Origin of the sequence: Shewanella sp. SR43-4, assembly GCF_014163845.1 — a bacterium.
GTDB classification, from domain to species: Bacteria; Pseudomonadota; Gammaproteobacteria; order Enterobacterales; family Shewanellaceae; genus Shewanella; species Shewanella vesiculosa.
Map to the genome: position 1 here is coordinate 40,268 of NZ_JACJEB010000006.1, position 21,300 is coordinate 61,567.

Below are 21,300 nucleotides of genomic sequence, written 5' to 3' on the forward strand. Positions count from 1 at the left end.
CCGCGTTTTATGCAATTTCATATTCGGTTTGAGCTAATGTCGATATCGTTGATTAATCGCGATGTCATCAGGATTGGCCTCCATCATAAAAGATAACGTCAATTGCTGTTTGCTAGGCTGATAAACAATGCTCGAAATGGCGCTTAATAAGCTTGATGTTTGTTGTGGATGGCTATTAAACATGGGCTCAATGAGCAGCTGCTTTTGTTGCAGTACAAATCGCCCCCATTGTAGATGGGTGAAGTGCTCATTAGCTTGTGGGTCTTGGTGGAGGTTAATCTTCACCATGGCGTAATAGCCATTATCGAACAGCACCAAGCTACTCAGTGCCGGGGTCGACAACTGATGCCAGACACCATAGACAGATTGGCTTGGAGTGATGTCATAGTGATGTTGTTCATCGGCAACGCTGTCACCATTAGTGTCGATACTAAAGACTAACCGGGCTGACTCGACAGTAAGTGCTATGTGCAATTTAGGATGAGCTATTTGATAGGCAACTAGACCCTGTTGTTGATTACTACTGTAGCTTGGGAAAAAGTGAACATCTGCTTGCTGGATATCTATTCGACCCCATTCAGCAACGCTGTTTTGTGGCTCAATTAAGTTTAATTGTATGTATAAGTAACTCTGGTCACGAGTTAACTGTAACAGCGTGATTTGTTCTGGGCTATCAATGATCCAATTACCAAAAATAGTCGCTGTAGGCGGCGATTGCGGGGCTGCATACAGTGAGTTGACCGTGATCAAAGCGCACACTAGCAACAACAATCGCGGAACGATATTTTTGACGCGATTAAGTGCAAGCGCTGGATGCTGAATTGTGCGTGACATGATAAACATAAGATCCCTTTATGTTTGCCTTTACAGTTCGGTGTTATTCTTATTGAACCGTGAGAGGTCTAGCTAGTGTATTTTAGCCCCAAATCTTAGCGAGTACTAAGCTTAGACCTTAGTGTTAAATCCTAATTGATGGCTTAATTTTTAGAGTTTAAGCCTAGTAAAATATTCTGATTAATCAAATAAAAAAGCCCATTGCGTTATGCAATGGGCTTAAGAATGGTTAATTTTTGCTAAGGGACTTAAGGCGCTAATGTTAGCAGTGCAGGTTGGGCTACAACTTGAAAGTCCAATGCCATGGTCACGCTTAATGCGGTAATGGTAATAATGGAAAATCCAAATACTTGCCTAGCCCAAGACTGTAAGTTGATGTCGCGACGATAACCTTTTAACGCCATGGCTAACCACCATAAACTGGTGGCAAAGGTCACGGCCATAAAGGCAATACCTGTATAACCCGCCAGCGGTAATAGTGCGCTAACCAATGCAAACACGGCAATGTAGAGCACTATATGCAGTTTTGCTTTGGCCATACCTTCAGCAACAGGTAACACCGGAATGTTGGCTGCGGCATAGTCATCAAAGCGAAATATTGCAATCGCATACGAGTGTGGCATTTGCCATAAACTGAACATCAGTAGCAAAATGATTGCACCTGTGTCCATTTGTCCACTGACCGCACAATAGCCTACAACTGGTGGCACAGCACCTGAGAAACTACCCACTAAGGTGCCGTAAACCGAGTTGCGCTTCATATATAGACTGTACACGCCGACATAAACCACATAACCGATAGCGGCAAATAATACCGCTAAATTGTTAGTGAATATGGCTAGCATGGTAAAGCCAATAATCCCCAGACCAATGCCAAAGCTCAATACAGCTTGTACCGATATTTCACCGGTAACGGTAACTCGGTTACGAGTACGCTGCATTTTGGCGTCGATATCGCGATCAATACAATTATTGACGGCGCAACCAGACGCCACCACTAAAGAGAGCCCTATCATGGTTGCAAACATCAAGGTCCAATCTACGTTACCTTGTGCGGCGAGTAAAAACCCGCCGGCGACGGAAATTAAATTGCCCATGATGATGCCAGGTTTAGTTACCTGAACATATCCTCGTAAGCGTGATGTTAATTGTGCTGACATAGATTGACCTTGATTATTCATGATAGCTGTCTAATTACATCATCAATTCGTTAGCTGCGTAGATAATCCACACAGATAAACCCACTACCATGACAATAATCAGTGCAGTGAATAAGAAAGAGAATGTATTGATCCTGCCTTCTTTAGAAAAATCTAAATGAAGGAAGTACTTTAAGTGCACCACGATTTGTACTATTGCCGCAGCAACCACAATCCATAAGGTGGTTGTATGGTCAAAGCTGTGAGTCATTACCGACCAAAATGGAATACCGGTTAAGATCACCGATAACACAAAGCCGACTAAATATGACTTAACACTGGCGCCAAAGTCGCCCTCGCCGTGGCTTGAATGTGCATTGCTCATCACAAGACTCCTAACAAATAAACAACGGTAAACACACACACCCACACGATGTCTAAGAAATGCCAGAACAAACTTAAGCAACTTAGGCGAGTGATACTACGATTATTTAAACCGCACTTGATAACTTCAACCATCATGATCAGCATCCAAATTAAGCCCGCGGTAACATGCAAACCATGCATGCCGACTAAGGCAAAAAATGCTGATAAAAAGGCGCTGCGATCTGGGCCATTACCGTGTTCAATCAGATGATGAAACTCGTATACTTCCATCGTGATAAACACACAACCTAACGCGAAGGTGATTAACAACCACGCTAATGTCGCCGCTTTCTTTTGGTGTCTAGCGCAAATCATGGCAAAGCCATAAGTAATACTACTGACTAGTAAGGCGGCGGTTTCGATAAGCACGAAGTCTAATTCGAAAATATCTTTGCCCGACACTCCACCATCTGTGTTCATGAATAACACTGCATAAGTCGCAAAAACGGATGCGAACAAAATACAGTCGGTCATTAGATAAATCCAAAAACCGAATAAGGTGTTACCACTGGTATCGTGGTGTTCATCATGGTGCTCAGCAGAATGAGCGTCGTGTAAATCTGCTTTAATAGCAATACTCATTATCTGCCCCTTGCTACGTTATCTATATGTGCATTTTCAATACGCGCGATTTCGTCTGGTTGCACGTAGTAGTCAACATCATTGTCGTAAGCACGTATTAAGAACAATACAAACGCACCTGCAAATCCAACAATGGCTAACCACCAAATATGCCAAATTGCGGCAAATCCCATAGCGGTAATCGCAGCGGCCATAAATATCCCACTGGCGGTATTTTTAGGCATATGAATCGGCTGGTATGTTTCACGACGTTGATAGGCAGTGCCTTTCTCTTTCATGTCGGTGAACGCATCAATGTCTGTTACTGGATCTAACTGGGCATAGTTATAGAACTGTGGTGGTGAAGAGGTTGACCACTCAAGCGTATGGCCATTCCATGGATCGCCAGTAGTATCTAAGTTTTGCTCACGATCACGGAAGCTGACATACAATTGTACAAACTGTAAAATAATACCCACAAGGATGATAAACGCGCCGACCACGGCAAAGTAAAGCCAGAAGTTCCACGCTGGGTTATCTGTGTGGTTAATACGACGAGTCATGCCCATAAAACCAAGCACATATAACGGCATAAAGGCGATATAGAAGCCAATCTGCCAACACCAAAATGATGCCTTACCTAAACGTTCGTTAAGGTGGAAGCCCATCGCTTTAGGGAACCAGTAGGCAAAACCAGCCATGTAACCAAATACTGCACCACCAATAATGGTGTTATGGAAATGGGCGATTAAAAACAAGCTGTTATGTAGTACATAATCTGCGCCAGGTAATGCTAACAATACTCCGGTCATGCCGCCGATGGTGAAGGTCACCATAAAGCCTAAAGACCACAATACTGGCACGGTGAAACGTAAACGGCCGCGATAAATGGTAAATAACCAGTTAAACAGTTTTACCCCAGTCGGCACCGCAATCACCATGGTCATCACCCCGAAGAAGGCGTTAACGTTAGCGCTCGACCCCATGGTAAAGAAATGGTGTAACCACACAATAAAGCCAAGTACAGAAATCGCACCCGTTGCCCACACCATTGAGGTGTAACCAAATAAGCGCTTAGAGGTAAAGGTTGAAAACACTTCAGAGAAAATACCGAAAGCCGGTAATACCAAAATGTATACTTCAGGATGACCCCAAGCCCAAAACAGGTTGATGTACATCATGGCGTTCCCGCCACCGTCATTGGTAAAGAAATGGAAATCTAAATAACGGTCTAAGGTTAATAAACCTAACACAGCGGTTAAAATTGGGAACGATGCAACGATTAACACGTTTGCCCAAGTACAGGCCCAAGTGAAAATTGGCATTTGCATTAGCTTCATGCCCGGAGCGCGCATTTTTAACACAGTGGCGATAAAGTTCACCCCGGTTAAGGTTGTCCCGATGCCGGATATTTGCAAGGCCCAGATGTAATAATCAACCCCCACCCCCGGACTGTATGCGAGTTCTGACAATGGTGGATAAGCTACCCAACCCGTTTTGGCAAATTCACCTAATCCAAGTGATATATTGATTAATATCGCCCCAGAGGTCGTTAGCCAAAAGCTTAAATTGTTTAAGAACGGGAACGCGACATCACGAGCACCAATTTGCAATGGTACGACCAAGTTCATTAGACCAATCATAAATGGCATCGCCATAAAGATAATCATGATCACGCCATGGGCAGTGAAGATTTGGTCGTAATGTTCAGGTGGTAAATACCCCGCAGCGCCATTGGTGGCAAGTGCTTGCTGAGTTCGCATCATAATCGCGTCAGAGAAACCGCGGATCAGCATTACCATTGCTAACACGATATACATAATACCGAGTTTTTTATGGTCAACCGAAGTTAACCAGTCATGCCAAAGCACGCCCCATTTTTGATACTTAGTCATTAATGCCGCGATAATGAATCCAATAATGGCAACCGCAGCAAGGGTCACCATAATAATCGGTTCATGATACGGAATTGACTCGAGAGTTAATTTTCCTAGAAATGGCATGATTATTTCGCCTCCCCAGATGCAGTCGAAGAATGCTCTGTGGTTGAATGTGAAGGTGATGAAAGCCCAGAATGTTCCGCGTCCTTGTCGACCATGTGCTCCATGTTTTGCATATGCTTGGTATGATCCATACCAGACATTGATTCCATGTTGCTCATGTCGTGCATACCTTCCATGCTGTCCATTGGTTTCATATTCGAGTCTGGATGCATGTATTGCATGACAATGTAGTTAAACATGCCTTTTTGTACTGACCCGTAGTATTGCACCGGATTGTTTTCGCTCTTTTCAGCCAGTTGCTTATATTGCTCAACATCCAAGGTATTACCTTGCTGTTTTACCTTGGCAACCCAAGCATCAAAATCGTCAGCGTTTGCAGTTGCAATCGCATTAAACTTCATTCCAGCAAATCCAGCACCACTGTAGTTAGCTGAAATACCCTCAAAAGTGCCTGGCTCGTTTGCGATAAGGTGTAACTTAGTCGCCATGCCAGCCATTGAGTAGATTTGGCTACCTAACTGCGGAATGAAAAATGAATTCATTGCTGTGTCAGAAGTGATTTTAAAGTTAACCGGAACATTGGCAGGGAAGGCCAATTCGTTAACCGATGCGATGCCATATTCAGGATAAATGAACAACCATTTCCAATCTAATGACACCACTTCAACCTTCACCGGTTTAGCGTCATGCACTAGCGGTTTGTAGGGATCTAAATCGTGAGTCGATTTCCAAGTGATAACACCAAGAATGATCACGATAATAATCGGTACGACCCACACCACGATTTCAATGGCGGTTGAGTGTGCCCATTTAGGTGCATAAATTTCTTCATCGCGACCGTCGCGGAATTTCCATGCAAAATACAAGGTCATGAAAATTACTGGAATAACCACAATCAACATCAGCAAGGTTGCCACAATAATGAGATGCTTCTCATCGATGCCGATTTGACCTTTGGGATCCAGCACGCCGCCTTCACAACCGGCTAGCATAAATGCTAATGCAGCCAGTATAGGTTTACTTAAATTTCGAATTAACAAAGGAAGATTCCTCTAACCTTAAAGCTTACTACGCTACCAACAGGGGGATTGGCAGTTGCACAATAATCATCAAACGCGAATAGTAGAAAAAGATAAACTAAATCAACAATATGTGATTTTGGCTTAGTTTCCCAAAAAAGATATATCTCGCGAATGGCGTATTAAAATAAAAAAGTTAAGCTTGTAAAGGCGGGGCGCGACAACCATGTGCCGTATATTCTAGCGATTGAGGAATAACAGGAGATAGAGCACTTAGCGCATCGCTCAGTTCGAGCAAGTTGCTAAATTTAGAATTAAGATTGAATAAACGCCAAAAGTGCTGGATAACTAAGGGATTAATCAGCAATAAACTGATTAAACCCGCACCCAAAAACTCAGCTAATATACCGTCAGCAATAGCGATAAACTCGCCAATATCAATAAAATGTCCGATTGAAATAGACAAGGCATCAGCTAAAGGTTGCAGCAACAGTAACCCGAAACACAGTGTTAAATGTGCTTTACTCAACTTGGATAACCTTGTGATGCGATTAAGCGATTTAACAAGGTATTGGCAAAGGGTTAGTTTCAAGAAACGTTTCCAACCGAGCTCAAAGGAGTGGGTAGTTGAATCAATAGATCCAGCTGACGATTTTCATTTGCAGGAGAATAACAAGAAGGCGCTATTGATTGAAAGTAAATCAGAGTAGTAAAACAGCGGAATTATTAAATAAACTTGAATTCGAACAATATTTATACTGTTTATTTACATTGTTAACTGTTTTGTTACTTATCAATGGCTCAAAAGTCACAAATCTGTGATCCCTAGCACCTAATATAAATGGGTGGATGTGATCAGATATAAGCGCCTTAATTCAACAATCCTAACACGTATTGATACGCCCTTGGGGGGTTATGAGGATCATATTTTTTGCGAACTAAAATATTTTCTGGCTTCTGTATTGTTACAAATCGATACCGCAATAAACGCTTGCGGGCAGCAGATTATCTATTGAAGTTATTAGTGGCTGTCTGCGCCGGTTCAGCTGCGTTAAATAATCAAGTAATAATCACTTATGACTCGAGTATAAAGAGCCCTTCTCCACTGATGTTCCGTTGCGCGTAATGCAGCTAAGTGAATATTGATGCGGCTTTAGCTCAACAAGTCTCCATCGATAAATTACACTATAATTTTTTAAAGAGCTGCAGTTAACTCACCATAAACAGCTGGTTTTTAAATGATTTAAACAATGAAATATCTAGATCTTTCTCAATAACCGACTGAGCTGCTACACTCATTTTGATTATATTAAGGTAAGATTAATTTTTATGCAGCGTCCACAACTACGCCAAGCTAAAACCATAGATAACGTTTTTAATAGTGCTTACTGGCACCTTAGTCAGCAAGACTTTACTATTGGCGAAATTCGTACCAAGCTTGAGCGTAAAACCGAGAACCAGCAATGGATTGATAGCGTATTAGCCAAGCTAATCGACAGTGGTTATTTAAAAAATGACTTCGATTTTGCCGTGCGTTATTGCGAACTCGCCTTTAGCAATGAAGTGGGGACTGGTGCCATAAGGCGTAAGTTACAACTTCGCGGTGTGAGTGCAACAGAGGTTGATGCCGCGCTAGAACAGGTTATGCACGAGCAAAAAATAGATACTTTTAAGCTCGCTACATCAAGGCTACTAGGCCGATTTGAGAATTTTTACGGCACCAGCAGAGAAAAAGTCTATGCTCAAATGACCGCAAAAGGATTTTCTCGATCTGAAATTGATCATGCATTATCGTTACATCCACAAGGTGAAACATTGCGCAGTAAATTGGCGATAAAAGCAGAAAAAGTCGATTTAACAACTGAAATAATTAAGCTGTTTAATAAAGGTAAAGGTAAAACACTCATTTTACAGGAACTCAAACAGCGATTGATTGATGTGAGTGATTTTGAAGAAACCTTGTATCAATTAACCTTAACAGAAGATGTCGATTTTTATCAAAGCTGTAAAAATGAGTTGGCTAAAAAACGCTATAACTTATCTGATTATAAAGACAAGTCCAAAGCGTATGCGTTTCTATCTCGTAAAGGTTTTGCCAGTGATGAAATAAAAGAGGCCATGAGCCTAGATAATGATGCATCATAAAAATAGCTTCTAGAGAAGTGGTAAACATTTTAACAATAAGCTGTGAATAAATTTTATCGATTATTCTCATTTAAAATAAATATTACACTTACGTCATCATAGTCGTTATATCGCGTTAATGTGGTTGGCTACTATTCATGTGTTATTACTATTTGGGGCGGCAAATTATGTCGTTTAAACATAAGTTAGTGTCATTTATCGTTAGTTTGTCTCTGGGCACTTTGTTTTTTCTATTTTTATTCTTATGGATAGAAAAACAGATTGCCGTTGAGCAAGAGCAAGCTGCAACAACCCATTTGGCCTTAATGAGTACTATTAGCAAAGACATTCAACACACTCTTGAGCGATTAGATAGGCTTGATGATCCAGTGTGTAGTAGTGAAATGTTGCTGCATATGCGCCGTGAGAACTTCCTGTCTATCTTTATCAAAGATATAGGCTATTCAGATGAAAATGGTAAATTGCTGTGTACCGCAGGTTTAGGGATAATTGTTACAAAGAGTATGGAATCTGAGCCCGACTACATTAATAACTACGGTGCAAAAGTGTGGGTAAATAAAGCGTTAGAGCTTTTTGATAGGTTACATACCGCGGTTGTCATCAAGCATAACGCTTTCAATGTAGTGATTGAGCCTGCGGAGATCAATAAATTCAGTTCTATGGGATTCGATTGGGAAATTGTATTCAATAGAGCAAATCATTATAAACATGTGTCAGGCAGCAATAATCTATATGTCAAAGGTATCGTTGGCAGAGTGAACTTAACCCATGCCTATCAATTTCAACAATGTGATCCTGAATCATCTTACTGTGTCGCACTGAGCCTTAGTGCTGGCGAGTTTTATGAAAAAAACCGCCTGTTGATTGCTATCATTATTACGTCATCATTTTTTCTGACATTATTTTTATATTATTTTATATCATTTAAAATCAATGGTTTTATGTCAATAAGCGCTCGAGTTAAACGAGGCGTTAAATCAAACAAGTTTTTTCCTTTATTTCAACCGATAGTCAATATTCAAACCGGTAAGATCGTCGGCTGTGAAGTGCTGGCGCGATTTGAAGATAACGAAGGTAAAATATTTCCAGATGAATTTATTCCCAAAATTAGACAGCTGGGCCTGTCATGGGAGTTTACTGAGCAACTTGTTGAAAAATCGCTGCTGCGCCTAAGTGAAAGCGGTATTGATTTGAAGGGTTTTAAAGTCAATATTAATATTTTTCCTTCTGATGTTTCTAGCGGAAAAGTGTTAAAGATAATTGATCTGCCGTATGTGAATGATCATCCCATTAAGATTGTTCTTGAGATTGTAGAAGATGAACAGTTGACCGGTAAAGAGTTTGCAAACCACTTAGAGATCCTGGTGCAACATGGTTTTCTGATTGCAATCGATGATTTTGGCACTGGATATTCAAATTTAAACCAAGTGTCAAAATTGTCGTGTCATATTTTGAAAATCGATAGAAGCTTTATTAATGCCATGGAAGGAGGGTCCATCCGTTCATCATTAATACCTTATATTGTCCAAATGGCTAACGAACTTCATATAGACGTTGTTGCCGAAGGTGTTGAAAACATCATGCAACATCAAGCACTTAAAAATTTAGGTATATTAAACGGACAAGGATGGCTATACGGTAAGCCAATGAGTGCCGATGATCTTTGCCCAATAATTAAACATTTTAAGATTTAATGTTTGGTTTTATTCTATTGGCCCAACCTTGGGTTGGAGATGAGTTCAGCAAGGCAAGTTAGCGAGATTTTACCTATTCACATAATATAGGTTTCTATCTCGCCAACTCTGTTTGGCGTTAGTCTTTTGCACTCTTAGCGCTGGCTGTTGGTGGCGTTATTGATGAGGCTTCGCGAGATGCAAGGGATCGAGTATCGCAGTGAGTTCATCTTCGCTCAGCTCGGTTTCTTCCAGTGCAATGTCTAATACCGATTTATGTTCTTTATGTGCACGTTTGGCTATTTTCGCGGCCATATCGTAACCCACCACTGAATTGAGCGCGGTGGCAAGAATAGGATTTTTCTTCAACACTTGAGTCAAGTTGTCGCTATTGGGCGCAAAATCCGCAAATACCTTATCCGTCATGGATTGGCAGGCATGGGTTAATAAATCGATGCTGGAGAGTAACTTGTCAGCAATCAGTGGCAGCATGACATTTAATTGAAAATTACCCGATTGCGCCGCGATGGTTATGGTCGTTTCATTACCGATCACTTCAGCGGCAATCATGGCAACCGCCTCCGGAATAACCGGATTAACCTTACCGGGCATTATCGATGAACCAGGTTGCAGCGCGGTTACACTAATTTCTTGTAGTCCGGCGATAGGGCCTGAGTTCATCCAGCGTAAATCATTGGCAATTTTCATTAAGGTGATCGCCAATCCTTTGAGCGCCGAAGCCACGGCAAGAGTGTGATCTTGGCTACTCATGTATAAGGCCGGAACAGGTGCCGCCTGCCAAGGATGCTGATCTTGCTGCTGTAAATAATCACAAGCGAGTTTGGCAAAACGCGGATCACAATTAACCCCAGTGCCAACCGCAGTGCCGCCCAAAGGTAAATGATGTAAGTTGAGCTCTGCTTGTTGGAGCTTCGCTTGAGCAGCATTGAGCTGTAGTCGCCAACATTGTAGTTCTTGCCCTAAGGTAATGGGCATAGCGTCCATTAAATGGGTGCGTCCAGTTTTGACCAAATTTGCATGCTCATTGACCAAAAACGCTAATTTGTCACTTAAGCTATTAATGGCCGGATACAGTAGAGCCTTTAAATGCCGCACTGTACTAATGTGAATACTGGCGGGCACCACATCATTGCTGCTTTGGCCCATATTGACATGATCGTTGGGGTGAACTTTATCCTGCAAAATGTCGCTGGCTAAGCTGGCAATCACTTCGTTAACATTCATATTGGAACTGGTGCCTGAACCGGTTTGGAACAGATCCAGTGGGAAATGGGTTGAAAAGTCGAGCTGTTTACTGGCGGTAATCGCTTGTTGGATCGCCGCCGCCATGGCGTTATCCAGCAAACCTAACTGACTATTAGCGTGTGCTGCCGCTGATTTTATGTCGAGTAGGGCAACGATTGCCGGTGTAGGAAAACGCCGCTCTGAAAATTGAAAATTATCCTGTGCTCGCTGGGTTTGTGCCTGATAATAAACATCATTTGGCACTTCAACTTTACCCATGCTGTCATATTCTATACGTATCTTACTCATAATATTTCCGACTCGATTTTTGATTGGGATATGTTAGTGTGTTCACTAAGCTTAGCAGGAAGTACTCATAAACGTTTATAGGGAGATCATTAATGAAAGACTCTATGCAATTATTGAAACAACTTGAAAGTAATGGAAAAAATTTCCGATATTACAGCTTTGACCGATTAGCCGAACACTTCGATTTATCCCGCTTACCCTTTGCGGCAAAAATATTATTAGAAAATCTACTGCGCTATGAAAATTCGGAGTTTGTCCAGCCAAAGGATATTGAAACCTTGGCCCGCTGGGATTTAGATGACTGGTCTGAAACCGAAATTGCCTTTGTCCCATCCCGGGTCATTTTACAAGATTTTACCGGTGTACCTTCAGTCGTCGATTTAGCCGCCATGCGTGATGCCATTATAACGCTAGGTGGTAATGCTGCCGCGATTAATCCGCTGAACCCGGTAGAGCTGGTTATTGACCACTCAGTGATGGTCGATGTATTTGCCGAAACAGGGGCGTTGCAACAAAATACTGCCATTGAAATCCAACGAAATCGCGAACGATATCAGTTTTTGCGTTGGGGTCAGCAAGCCTTCGATAACTTTAAAGTCGTGCCGCCAGGGCGCGGTATCGTGCATCAAATCAATCTAGAATATCTGGCAAGAGTGGTTTTTGTTAAAGAAGATGAAGATAACTTATTGTATCCAGATACCTTAGTCGGAACCGATTCGCATACCACCATGATCAACGGCTTGGGTGTGTTGGGGTGGGGCGTGGGTGGTATTGAGGCTGAGGCTGCGATGTTAGGCCAACCAGTGACTATGTTGTTACCCGAGATCGTTGGTTTTGAATTTGTCGGCAAATTGCCTCCTGGGGTTACCGCTACCGATCTGGTGTTAACCGTAACTGAACAACTGCGCTCATTTGGCGTGGTCGGCAAGTTCGTCGAGTTTTTTGGTGCCGGGGTTGATCAATTAACCTTGGCCGATAGGGCGACCATTGCCAATATGGCGCCAGAATACGGTGCCACCTGTGGCATTTTCCCGATAGACCAACAAACGCTAGATTACCTAAAGCTTACTGGTCGTGATCCAGAGCATATCGAGCTGATCAAGACATATCTTAAAAAGATGGGCATGTGGGCCAGTGCATCTGACAATAAAGCCTGTTATCACGCCAGCTTACAACTGGATTTAGGCAGTATTGTGCCTTCTATCGCAGGTCCCAAAAGGCCACAGGATAGAATTGCACTTGAGCAAGCTGGAGTCAGTTTCCGTCAGTGGTTAGACAGTCAAATCCCTGTTAGCCAAATAGACGCTGAAGGTAAAGATGAGCTGGCAAGCGAGGGTGGCCCATCGGTGCAAGTCCCCGTCGTCGATGGTAGCGCAGGTGTTGCGTGTCGTTATCGAGATAAAGACTTTGTGCTCGAAGCCGGCGCTGTGGTGATAGCTGCGATAACCAGCTGTACTAATACCTCTAATCCATCAGTGTTAATCGCCGCTGGACTATTGGCCAGAAATGCCCGTGAAAAAGGTTTACAGGTTAAACCTTGGGTGAAAACCAGTTTTGCACCTGGCTCGCAGGTAGTGACGGATTATTTAATAAAATCAGGTCTTAATGTCGATTTAGATGCTCTAGGCTTTCAGTTGGTTGGCTACGGTTGCACTACCTGTATTGGTAATTCCGGCCCATTGCCTCAGCCCGTCAGTGAAGCGATACAACAGGGCAGGTTGAAGGTGTGTTCGGTGTTATCGGGCAACCGTAACTTTGATGGTCGCATCCATCCAGAAGTACAAGCCAATTACTTAGCATCGCCGCCGCTGGTGGTGGCATATGCATTGGCCGGTAATATGAAAGCCGACATGGTTACTGAACCACTGGGTGAGGATGCCAATGGCAAAGCCGTCTATTTAAAAGATATCTGGCCAGACAATCAGGAAATCCAACAGGTTATGGCCAGCGCGGTGCAAAGCGAGATGTTTGTTTCCCGTTATGCCGATGTATACAGCGGTGATGTAGACTGGCAAGGACTTGAGGTAGTGCAGAGCCAAAAATATAACTGGCCTGATTCCACTTATGTTAAACAACCGCCATTCTTTGATGGGATCAGTGCAGAGGTTCCCCAAATTATGGGTATCGACAATGCCCGTTGTTTACTTAAATTGGGTGATTCGGTGACTACCGACCATATTTCACCCGCGGGCTCTATTGCACCAGACAGCCCAGCCGGAGACTATTTACAGCAAGCAGGGGTCGCCATTAAGGACTTTAACTCTTACGGTTCACGCCGCGGCAACCATGAAGTCATGATGCGCGGCACCTTTGCCAATGTAAGGCTAAGAAATTTGCTGGCGCCAGGGACCGAAGGTTGCTGGACTCGCTTGATGCCGACAGGTGAGTCGATGACAGTATTTGATGCTGCCATGTATTATCAGCAACATAACACAGCGTGTATTGTGCTTGCGGGTAAGGAGTACGGTACTGGTAGCTCACGCGATTGGGCGGCGAAAGGGCCTGCACTTTTGGGAGTAAAAGCGGTTATCGCACAAAGTTATGAACGTATTCACCGTTCTAATTTGGTTGGCATGGGTATTTTGCCGTTGCAGTTTATGCCTGATGACAGTGCGGAGTCGCTAAATCTTACCGGTGAAGAGCAATTCAGTATTCCTGCTGTAAGCGCCGATCAGAAAACCGTCAATGTGTCAGTGATCGACAAAGCGGGTAAGCAACGTTTGTTTGAAGCTAAAATCCGTATTGATACGCCTAATGAGTTCAGTTATTACCGACATGGCGGTATTTTGCATTATGTATTACGCAATTTGGCTAAGTCGTCTAGCTAAGTCATTGAGGTGTATTTCAGTTGAACAGGGCGTTAAATAGCCTGTAAATGGGCCCAAGTTGCATGACTTGGGCCTCTTTTTTGGAATCGAGATGAGCTGTGGCAGCGATGGCTGGGGAGGCGTTATTTACTTGTATTGAGTTTAGATATCGCCGCTGGCTATATTCCCCAAACGATTGCGATCGAAATAATGCAGGGTATTAATTTTCTGCCTTGTAGCCAATTCTAAATCCGCCCCAATGTTTACCGTTAACATAAATTGGGGCAGAGAGATCATGCATCACTTCGCCGGTATCGCGTTTATATGTTTGCAATAAGAAACTTTCAACGTTACTGCCGCAGCGTTTACCTGTTGGATCATCAAAAATACGCTTGGTGCGATTACCGGCAAGATCGCGTTCGCGATTTCCGGTTAACGCTTGGGTAAATTTGCGATTATGAGTGGGGAAATATCCTCTAACATCCACCGCACCAGCATAAATAATATCGGCATTATTATCTAAAATAGCTTCTTGAATACTCGGTAAATTTGAGTCGGTAAAACGATCAAAACCTGTGGTGAACTTTTGTGGGTTGGTATTAGGAATGGGTTGGTAATTTGAATCAAATAATTGCGCTTGTGTAAGCGAACCTTTAGTTAAGGCTTGTTCAAAAATAGCGCCGACATTGGCTGCAGCATTCAAAGCTACTTTGGCGATGACTGCATGTTTATCCGATAATTCAAAATGTTGTAGATGACGGAATATCTGTTCTGCAAAGCCACTGAGCACAAGCACCCTATCTGAAGCTTCAATTAAATCAGTATCGACTTTAAGGATAGAAGCGCCAATGCCTTCAATATTTGCCCCAATACCATTGGTATTATCAACGGTAAAATTAACGGTTTGATCCATTTGCAGCATTTCGCTCGCGGCACTGGCCATGCTTTCTTGACTGGCTTTGGTGAGTATATAAATTTCATTCATCCGACTAGACAGTTTGCCGCCCATATCACTGACTTGTTGCATGGCTTGTACTGATTGAATACTGTTTTGACCAATTTCGGATAGCAATGACTCAATACCTTGGGTTGCTTCGGCCGTTTTATGGGCCAAATTGCGCACTTCATCGGCAACGACTGCAAACCCTCTTCCTTGCTCTCCAGCTCTGGCGGCCTCAATGGCAGCATTGAGTGCCAGCATATTAGTTTGATCAGACAGTTTATTAATCGTATCTGTGATGCTGCTGATCGCGCTGGCTTTATTTTTTAGTTCGATGAGTAATACTGCAGTGGATTCAATTTCAGTCGACAATTTTTGTTGTTGTTCATCCACTTGCTTTATTTCTTCGGCGTAGCTAGACGCTTGTGTACTGGCTTCTTCAACTAGCGCTCGTACATTGGCTGATTGGCCTAATAGTTGTTGAGCACCTTGTTCTAAATTGCTGGCGCGTTGTGAGATTTCTTGAACATGCTTAACTTGTAAACCCATTGCGTGTGCGAGTTTTTCAATAAAAAATGATACTTCGGCTCCGCCAATGGCTATTCGAGTGGCGGCTTTACTTATGCCATTGGCAACGTGTTCATCTTGTTGAGATGAGTCCGTGCTATCTGCAGCTATAGGTTTTTTTTGGGTAAGCAGTAAGGTGATAACAGAGGCAACCGCGACTAAAAATGCATATAGCCATGAAGGTAGAGATAAAAAACTCAGCAGCATTGCTAAGGTAAATATCACTAAACCATTAATTAACATTATTTTAGTTAGCATGAAGACTCCAATCCATTTTTATTCAGATTAGCACTCTATATGTCATTGTAGGCTATCGACTTTGGTCTAAGCTTAAATAATCTACTTAATATGTTTAGTGTGTCGTTAAGTGATATTTACCAAGGTTTTAAGCTAACTAATTTCACTCGAATAGGCCAAAACGCATTCACCGCAAGGGATCTGAAATGAACAGCAGCGGATTAGGCTTTATGCTCGAAAATTTAGTGTTCACATAGTTATTTCAGCGGGCTTAGCGATATCATTGGCGAACAAATATGGATAGACATTAATCACTAAATGCAGGATCAAGCTGCTGCTTCAATAGCGCTAATAACACCTCAGGTACAAATTTTCGTTGGGTGGTAATGGCATAGAAATTTTCATAAACATTGGGTAAGTGCTGATACACATCTAAAATTCCCTGTTCAATTTCGTCTTTAACAACCACTGGAGGTAACACAACCAGTGCGCCACTGTCGCGGGCTAAAAGACGCAGCATGGCCATGTCATCGGCTTCTGCTTGCACATCGGGTTGATATTGCCAGGTCGCGCAAAAGGAATTAAATGCTGCCCTAATTTCAGTATTTTTACCCGGTAGAACCCAGCGCATGTCTTGATAACCTTCCGGGAAACTGGCGTTTATCCGGTTAGCTTTGGGGCCCACAATCGCCAAAGGTTGCCTGGAAACCAACTGGGTTTGCCATAATGGATCTTTTTTATCGACACTGATAGGTCGATTAGTCAGTACTAAATCCAGTTCGTGATCCGCCAGTCCGTTTAATAGATCGCTCATACCTCTGGCCGATAAAGAAAAGCTCACATTAGGATTGGCCAGCAACGGGCTGATAAAACTCTCCACAAAGTTACGCGATAATGTGGTTAAGACCCCAATAGATAAATGCTGCTTTTCACTCATACTGCCTTTGCGTAAAAAAGACTCCAACTCTTCGCCTTTACTGAATATATCATCGGCATAAGCCAATACACGGTGACCATGCACCGTTAGGTTGAGGCGTCGTGCTCTGCGCTCAAACAACTCAACATTCATGTTGTGTTCAAATTGCTTAATTTGTGCCGACAATGCTGACTGAGAAATATGCAGGTCTTTAGCGACTTGCGTCAGGTTGCCTACAACCGCGACACGCCAAAAATAATAAAGGTGATGATAATTAAGACGACTCATTATAGTTAACCAAAACAGAACGTTTTATTAGTTTATATATATTTTTATTAAATATATAGCTCTGACATACTCTGTTGACTAAAAGAAGAGGCAGTTTATGAATATCGCGTTATCGTCCGTTTTTTTATTATGTATTCCCATTACGTTACTTTTGGCTAGCGCCCTGAGTGGGCGTTTAAGTGACAGTGCGAGGTTTAACAATAAATCTAGATGGTTAATTAAGCTCAGCGGTCTTATTGTTGTGCTCTATATTACCGCCTTGGTGGTAAGTATTGCTTTACCGAGTCTTCACGCTGATGCGCAATATATTAGCCAATCACGACTCAGCCTCTTGATGATGGGGCTAGTGGTCTTTATGAGTGTTATCTTAATCGTATTTTCGCGTAATTATATGGCGGGCGAACCTCGTAGCGGCACTTATTGGCACTGGCTACTGAATATTCTCGCGGCAGTGTCTGTGGTGGTGATTAGTAACCATTTATTATTATTCTGGCTCGGTTGGGTATCAATTAGCTTAGCCTTGCATAAGCTTTTAACCTTCTATCCTGAACGCCCTCGCGCTGCGCTGGCGGCACATAAAAAATTCCTCTTAGCACGCACCGCAGAAACCTCGTTATTGGCTGCAATTATATTGTTGTATCAGCAGCACGGCAGCTTATTGATAAGTGATTTACTTAGCCACTTTAATGCGGTGGCCACAAACGACAACTTACAACTAACGACAGTCGATCATATTGCTGCAGTGCTAATTGCACTCACGGCCTTAATTAAATGTGCGCAATTACCGGTTCACGGCTGGTTGATACAGGTTGTAGAAGCGCCGACACCGGTTAGTGCTTTACTGCACGCAGGTGTCATTAACCTCGGTGGTTTCTTGCTGATTTTATTTGCGCCCTTGTTTATTCAATCTACTGTCGCGCAGTGGCTAGTGCTAATTGTTGCAGGATTAACCACTGTGATGGCGGCATTAATCATGACCACTCGAATTAGCATCAAAGTGCGTTTAGCTTGGTCTACCAGCGCGCAAATGGGCTTGATGTTAGTTGAATGTGCATTAGGGTTGTTTGAATTAGCCTTACTGCATTTATTAACGCACTCAGTTTACAAAGCCTATGCATTTTTGAATTCAAGCAGTGCGGTTTATGAGGATATGCAAAGGCGTCTTGCGCCAGCGGCCAATCCTAAGATGATAGATTGGATAGTGGCAGGGGTATTTTCAAGCATTATCGTCTCGATGGCAGTGATGGTTATAGACTATCAAGGAGTATGGAGTGTTTGGTTGTTATTGGTATTAGCACTCACCATGTTATTGGCTCAGCGCCACAGTGAGCGACTGCGCAGCAGCATGATGCCCGTTTTCCTCTTAAGCATATTATTAGTGATCAGTTACAGCGGGTTTAAGTGGTTGTTTGGGGCCATCATTCCCGCCACATCAGCCATGCATGTTGATGCGTTAAGTGCGGTCGATATTGTCGCAATACTGTTATTTGTTAGTTTGTTTGTGCTCAATTGGATGTTGCGTTATCAGCCACATAGACCCTCAATACATCATTTACATATCGCCTTATTTGCTGGTTTATATTTAGATGAATGGCTCACTCGATTGACGTTACAAGTGTGGCCAGTGCAGTTGCCAGCACCCTGCAATAATAAAGTATTAGATAAAGCCACCGAAGTTGAGGAAGTATGACCATGAGTATCGCAGTTAAATCACCTTTGATAGCGCAACTGACTGATAGCCAGCAGGCAAAATTAACTTCCGCGGGTAACAACATTGCCCCGACATGGCCGCTCGATAAAATGATTGCTGTTAATCCATTTTGGCAAATGCGTGAGCAACCGATTGAACAAGTGTCGGCGCGAGTATCGGCACTTGATCGTATTCAGTGTTTAATGCCCAAAGGCCATTATCAGCATTTATATGCACAAGGCGATATTAGCCAGCATGCGTTGTTATTAGCGGCTGAGCAACAAGAGGTTGCAATGTCAGTGGATCAGCTTGAAGCCTTTCTTGATCAAGCCGATGATCTGACTCATTTTCACAATATTGCCGATTTATTAGATAATCAACGCGACCGATACAAAATGGCATGGCGGGATGAAATCATTCATCAAATCAGTCAATTTTGTGCCGCATATTATCAACAGTTGCGGCCCATTTTGCCTTGTCGTGATAGTTCAGCACAGCCAGATCTATACTGTCATTGGCTCGAGGTTACCGGTCGGGATCGCGGCCTGAGTATTATTATGGATGAGCCAGGCTTGCTGCACTATTTCAAGCAATTACCGCAAGATGTACCGACCTTGCTCGCAGAAGCTGTTGCTGAGTTGGGGATTGATGACACTGTAATCGAGTCTTATGCCCATGCATTGTTACTTGATATTAATGGCTGGGCTTCTTGGGTAGCCTATTTGCGCTGGCAAGGCGACTTGCAGGCAACGCCGAGCGATGAAATGCTGCAACTACTGGCAATTCGTATGGCTTGGGAGTTAGTGATTTGGCGTTACTTAAAAGCACAACAAGCGGACAGTTTTATTCACTTAGCCGCGCTTTGGATGCGTGAAAAAGATCAACTGCCGCATTTACTCGCGCAGCATGAGCAAGCACAACAGCCCCTTTGGGTGTGGGCAAAGGCAGCTGAACTGAGTTATCAACACAAGCTGAACACTCAGTTAGTGAATGCTCAAAAGCACCCTATAACAGCGCCAAAGTTACAGGCCGCATTTTGTATCGACGTTCGTTCAGAGGTCATACGCCGGGCGTTAGAAAATCAGAGTGATGATATCCAAACCATGGGGTTTGCGGGCTTTTTCGGATTACCTATCGAGTATCAACCGCACGACAGTGAATTGTCTCGCCCTCAGTTACCGGGATTGTTACAGCCGATCATCCGAGTGTCTGAATGGCGTGATACGCAGGCTCAAACCGATACGCTAAATAGCAAGGCTCGTTGGCAAACCTGGTCACAAGCTGCGCCGTCAGCATTTTCTATGGTGGAATCCATGGGCTGGCTCTATGCTTTTAAAATGCTCAAAAAATCATTTTTTGCCAAACAAACCCACAATCCTGTTAATGCACTGACTCATCAAAAAAGCTGGATCTTACGTAAAAATGATCAGCTACTGTCGTTAACCGATAAAGCTGAACTGGCTAAAGGTATCCTAAATGCCATGGGATTAAGCCAATTCTCACCTACGGTATTATTGGTCGGACATGGAAGCCACACCACCAATAACTTACATGCTGCGGGCTTGGATTGTGGTGCCTGTGGCGGTCAAACTGGTGAAGTAAACGTGCGGGTTTTAGCCCAATTATTAAATGAGCAAGATGTACGTAAAGCATTGTTAGATCTCGAGGTTGTAATTCCTTCCACGACCCATTTTGTGGCCGCATTGCATAACACCACCACAGATCATATTGATTGCTTTGATACCGACATCGATCCCGTTCTAGTCTCATGGCTAACAGCGGCTACAGAAACGGCGCAGCGAGAGCGTTTGGTTCACATCTCCCCAGAGTTAGCTGGTAGCAGTGCAGCTGAATTAGATCGATTTTATATTCAGCGCAGTAATGATTGGTCTCAAGTGCGTCCAGAATGGGGTTTGGTAAACAATGCCGCTTTTATTGTGGCGCCTCGATCTTGGACCAGAAATGTCAATCTGCAAGGTCGAAGCTTTTTACATGATTACCAATGGCAAAATGATGCTGACTTTGGCGTTTTAGAATTGATCATGACCGCGCCTATGGTGGTAACCAATTGGATTAATATGCAATATAACGCATCGGTGAGCGATAATGTTAAATACGGTAGTGGTAATAAGTTACTGCATAACGCTGTCGCGGGTCATATTGGTGTGTTTGAAGGTAACGGTGGCGATTTACGTATTGGCCTGTCGATGCAAACGCTGCATGATGGCCAAAAATGGATGCATCAACCACAACGTTTAGCTGTGTATCTCGCTGCACCAAGAGAGCCCATAGAGCAGATCACGGCTAAACATGACAATGTGCGCTGGCTTGTCGATAACCAATGGTTGTATTTACTGCGCTGGTCAGATGAAGGCGTAATTGAACGTTACTATCAGGGGCAGTGGTTACCACAAGCGGCTTAACATTTGTCGGCCTGTAACGTTAGTGCAGGTGGTAACAATTATAATGAGTCGCGATTATTTTTATCAGTCGTCCGTTGG

The 21,300-nt window shown here is 43.2% G+C and carries 15 protein-coding genes; 5 read left to right on the top strand and 10 right to left on the bottom strand.

The window, feature by feature from the left end; all coding sequences use genetic code 11:
* Positions 1 to 33: 33 nt before the first annotated feature.
* The 7 genes from H5123_RS08275 to H5123_RS08305 form a co-directional block, all read right to left on the bottom strand.
* Positions 34 to 834 (bottom strand): hypothetical protein, encoded by an 801-nt coding sequence (locus tag H5123_RS08275; RefSeq protein ID WP_182697659.1) that lies wholly within the window; start codon positions 832 to 834, stop codon positions 34 to 36.
* A gap of 248 nt (positions 835 to 1,082) precedes the next feature.
* Positions 1,083 to 2,015, bottom strand: a complete 933-nt coding sequence (gene cyoE / locus H5123_RS08280; protein WP_124018229.1) for a heme o synthase — start codon at positions 2,013 to 2,015, stop codon at positions 1,083 to 1,085.
* Positions 2,016 to 2,028: 13 nt separating this feature from the next.
* Entirely contained in the window at positions 2,029 to 2,358 is a 330-nt protein-coding gene (gene cyoD / locus H5123_RS08285; protein ID WP_182697660.1) for a cytochrome o ubiquinol oxidase subunit IV, read from the bottom strand.
* A complete protein-coding gene (gene cyoC / locus H5123_RS08290) occupies positions 2,358 to 2,981 on the bottom strand; it encodes a cytochrome o ubiquinol oxidase subunit III (RefSeq protein ID WP_124018231.1) in 624 nt (207 codons plus the stop codon). The genes cyoD and cyoC overlap by 1 nt, the downstream gene beginning before the upstream one ends.
* Complete coding sequence (gene cyoB / locus H5123_RS08295; RefSeq protein WP_182697661.1) at positions 2,981 to 4,963, bottom strand: cytochrome o ubiquinol oxidase subunit I; 1,983 nt, start codon at positions 4,961 to 4,963, stop codon at positions 2,981 to 2,983. Before cyoB ends, cyoC begins: the two co-directional genes overlap by 1 nt.
* Positions 4,964 to 4,965: 2 nt before the next feature.
* Positions 4,966 to 6,003, bottom strand: a complete 1,038-nt coding sequence (gene cyoA, locus H5123_RS08300; protein ID WP_124018233.1) for a ubiquinol oxidase subunit II — start codon at positions 6,001 to 6,003, stop codon at positions 4,966 to 4,968.
* A 175-nt stretch (positions 6,004 to 6,178) separates the two neighbouring features.
* On the bottom strand, positions 6,179 to 6,511 hold the full coding sequence (locus tag H5123_RS08305; protein ID WP_243640999.1) for a hypothetical protein: 333 nt from the start codon (positions 6,509 to 6,511) through the stop codon (positions 6,179 to 6,181).
* An 800-nt stretch (positions 6,512 to 7,311) separates the two neighbouring features.
* On the opposite strand from H5123_RS08305, the gene H5123_RS08310 reads away from it, so the two are divergent.
* Both H5123_RS08310 and H5123_RS08315 read left to right on the top strand, forming a co-directional pair.
* Entirely contained in the window at positions 7,312 to 8,127 is an 816-nt protein-coding gene (locus H5123_RS08310) for a RecX family transcriptional regulator (RefSeq protein WP_182697662.1), read from the top strand.
* Between the two features lie 167 nt (positions 8,128 to 8,294).
* The gene (locus tag H5123_RS08315; RefSeq protein WP_182697663.1) at positions 8,295 to 9,821 is read left to right on the top strand and encodes an EAL domain-containing protein; all 1,527 of its coding nucleotides are present in this window, start codon (positions 8,295 to 8,297) and stop codon (positions 9,819 to 9,821) included.
* Between the two features lie 156 nt (positions 9,822 to 9,977).
* Here H5123_RS08315 and H5123_RS08320 read toward each other — a convergent pair whose 3' ends face one another.
* On the bottom strand, positions 9,978 to 11,354 hold the full coding sequence (locus H5123_RS08320) for a lyase family protein (RefSeq protein WP_220487586.1): 1,377 nt from the start codon (positions 11,352 to 11,354) through the stop codon (positions 9,978 to 9,980).
* Between the two features lie 92 nt (positions 11,355 to 11,446).
* Between H5123_RS08320 and acnA the strand changes: the two genes are divergently transcribed.
* Complete coding sequence (gene acnA, locus H5123_RS08325) at positions 11,447 to 14,182, top strand: aconitate hydratase AcnA (protein ID WP_182697664.1); 2,736 nt, start codon at positions 11,447 to 11,449, stop codon at positions 14,180 to 14,182.
* A 199-nt stretch (positions 14,183 to 14,381) separates the two neighbouring features.
* Here acnA and H5123_RS08330 read toward each other — a convergent pair whose 3' ends face one another.
* Both H5123_RS08330 and H5123_RS08335 read right to left on the bottom strand, forming a co-directional pair.
* Positions 14,382 to 15,926, bottom strand: a complete 1,545-nt coding sequence (locus tag H5123_RS08330) for a methyl-accepting chemotaxis protein (RefSeq protein WP_182697665.1) — start codon at positions 15,924 to 15,926, stop codon at positions 14,382 to 14,384.
* A gap of 286 nt (positions 15,927 to 16,212) precedes the next feature.
* Positions 16,213 to 17,109: a LysR family transcriptional regulator gene (locus H5123_RS08335; RefSeq protein WP_182697666.1), complete on the bottom strand. Its 897-nt coding sequence runs from the start codon at positions 17,107 to 17,109 to the stop codon at positions 16,213 to 16,215.
* A 97-nt stretch (positions 17,110 to 17,206) separates the two neighbouring features.
* Here H5123_RS08335 and H5123_RS08340 point away from each other — a divergent pair, with 97 nt between their 5' ends.
* The gene (locus H5123_RS08340) at positions 17,207 to 18,799 is read left to right on the top strand and encodes an NADH-quinone oxidoreductase subunit L (protein WP_182697667.1); all 1,593 of its coding nucleotides are present in this window, start codon (positions 17,207 to 17,209) and stop codon (positions 18,797 to 18,799) included.
* Between the two features lie 2 nt (positions 18,800 to 18,801).
* Positions 18,802 to 21,222, top strand: coding sequence for a YbcC family protein (locus tag H5123_RS08345; RefSeq protein ID WP_182697668.1), 2,421 nt, complete (start codon positions 18,802 to 18,804; stop codon positions 21,220 to 21,222).
* Positions 21,223 to 21,300: the final 78 nt, after the last annotated feature.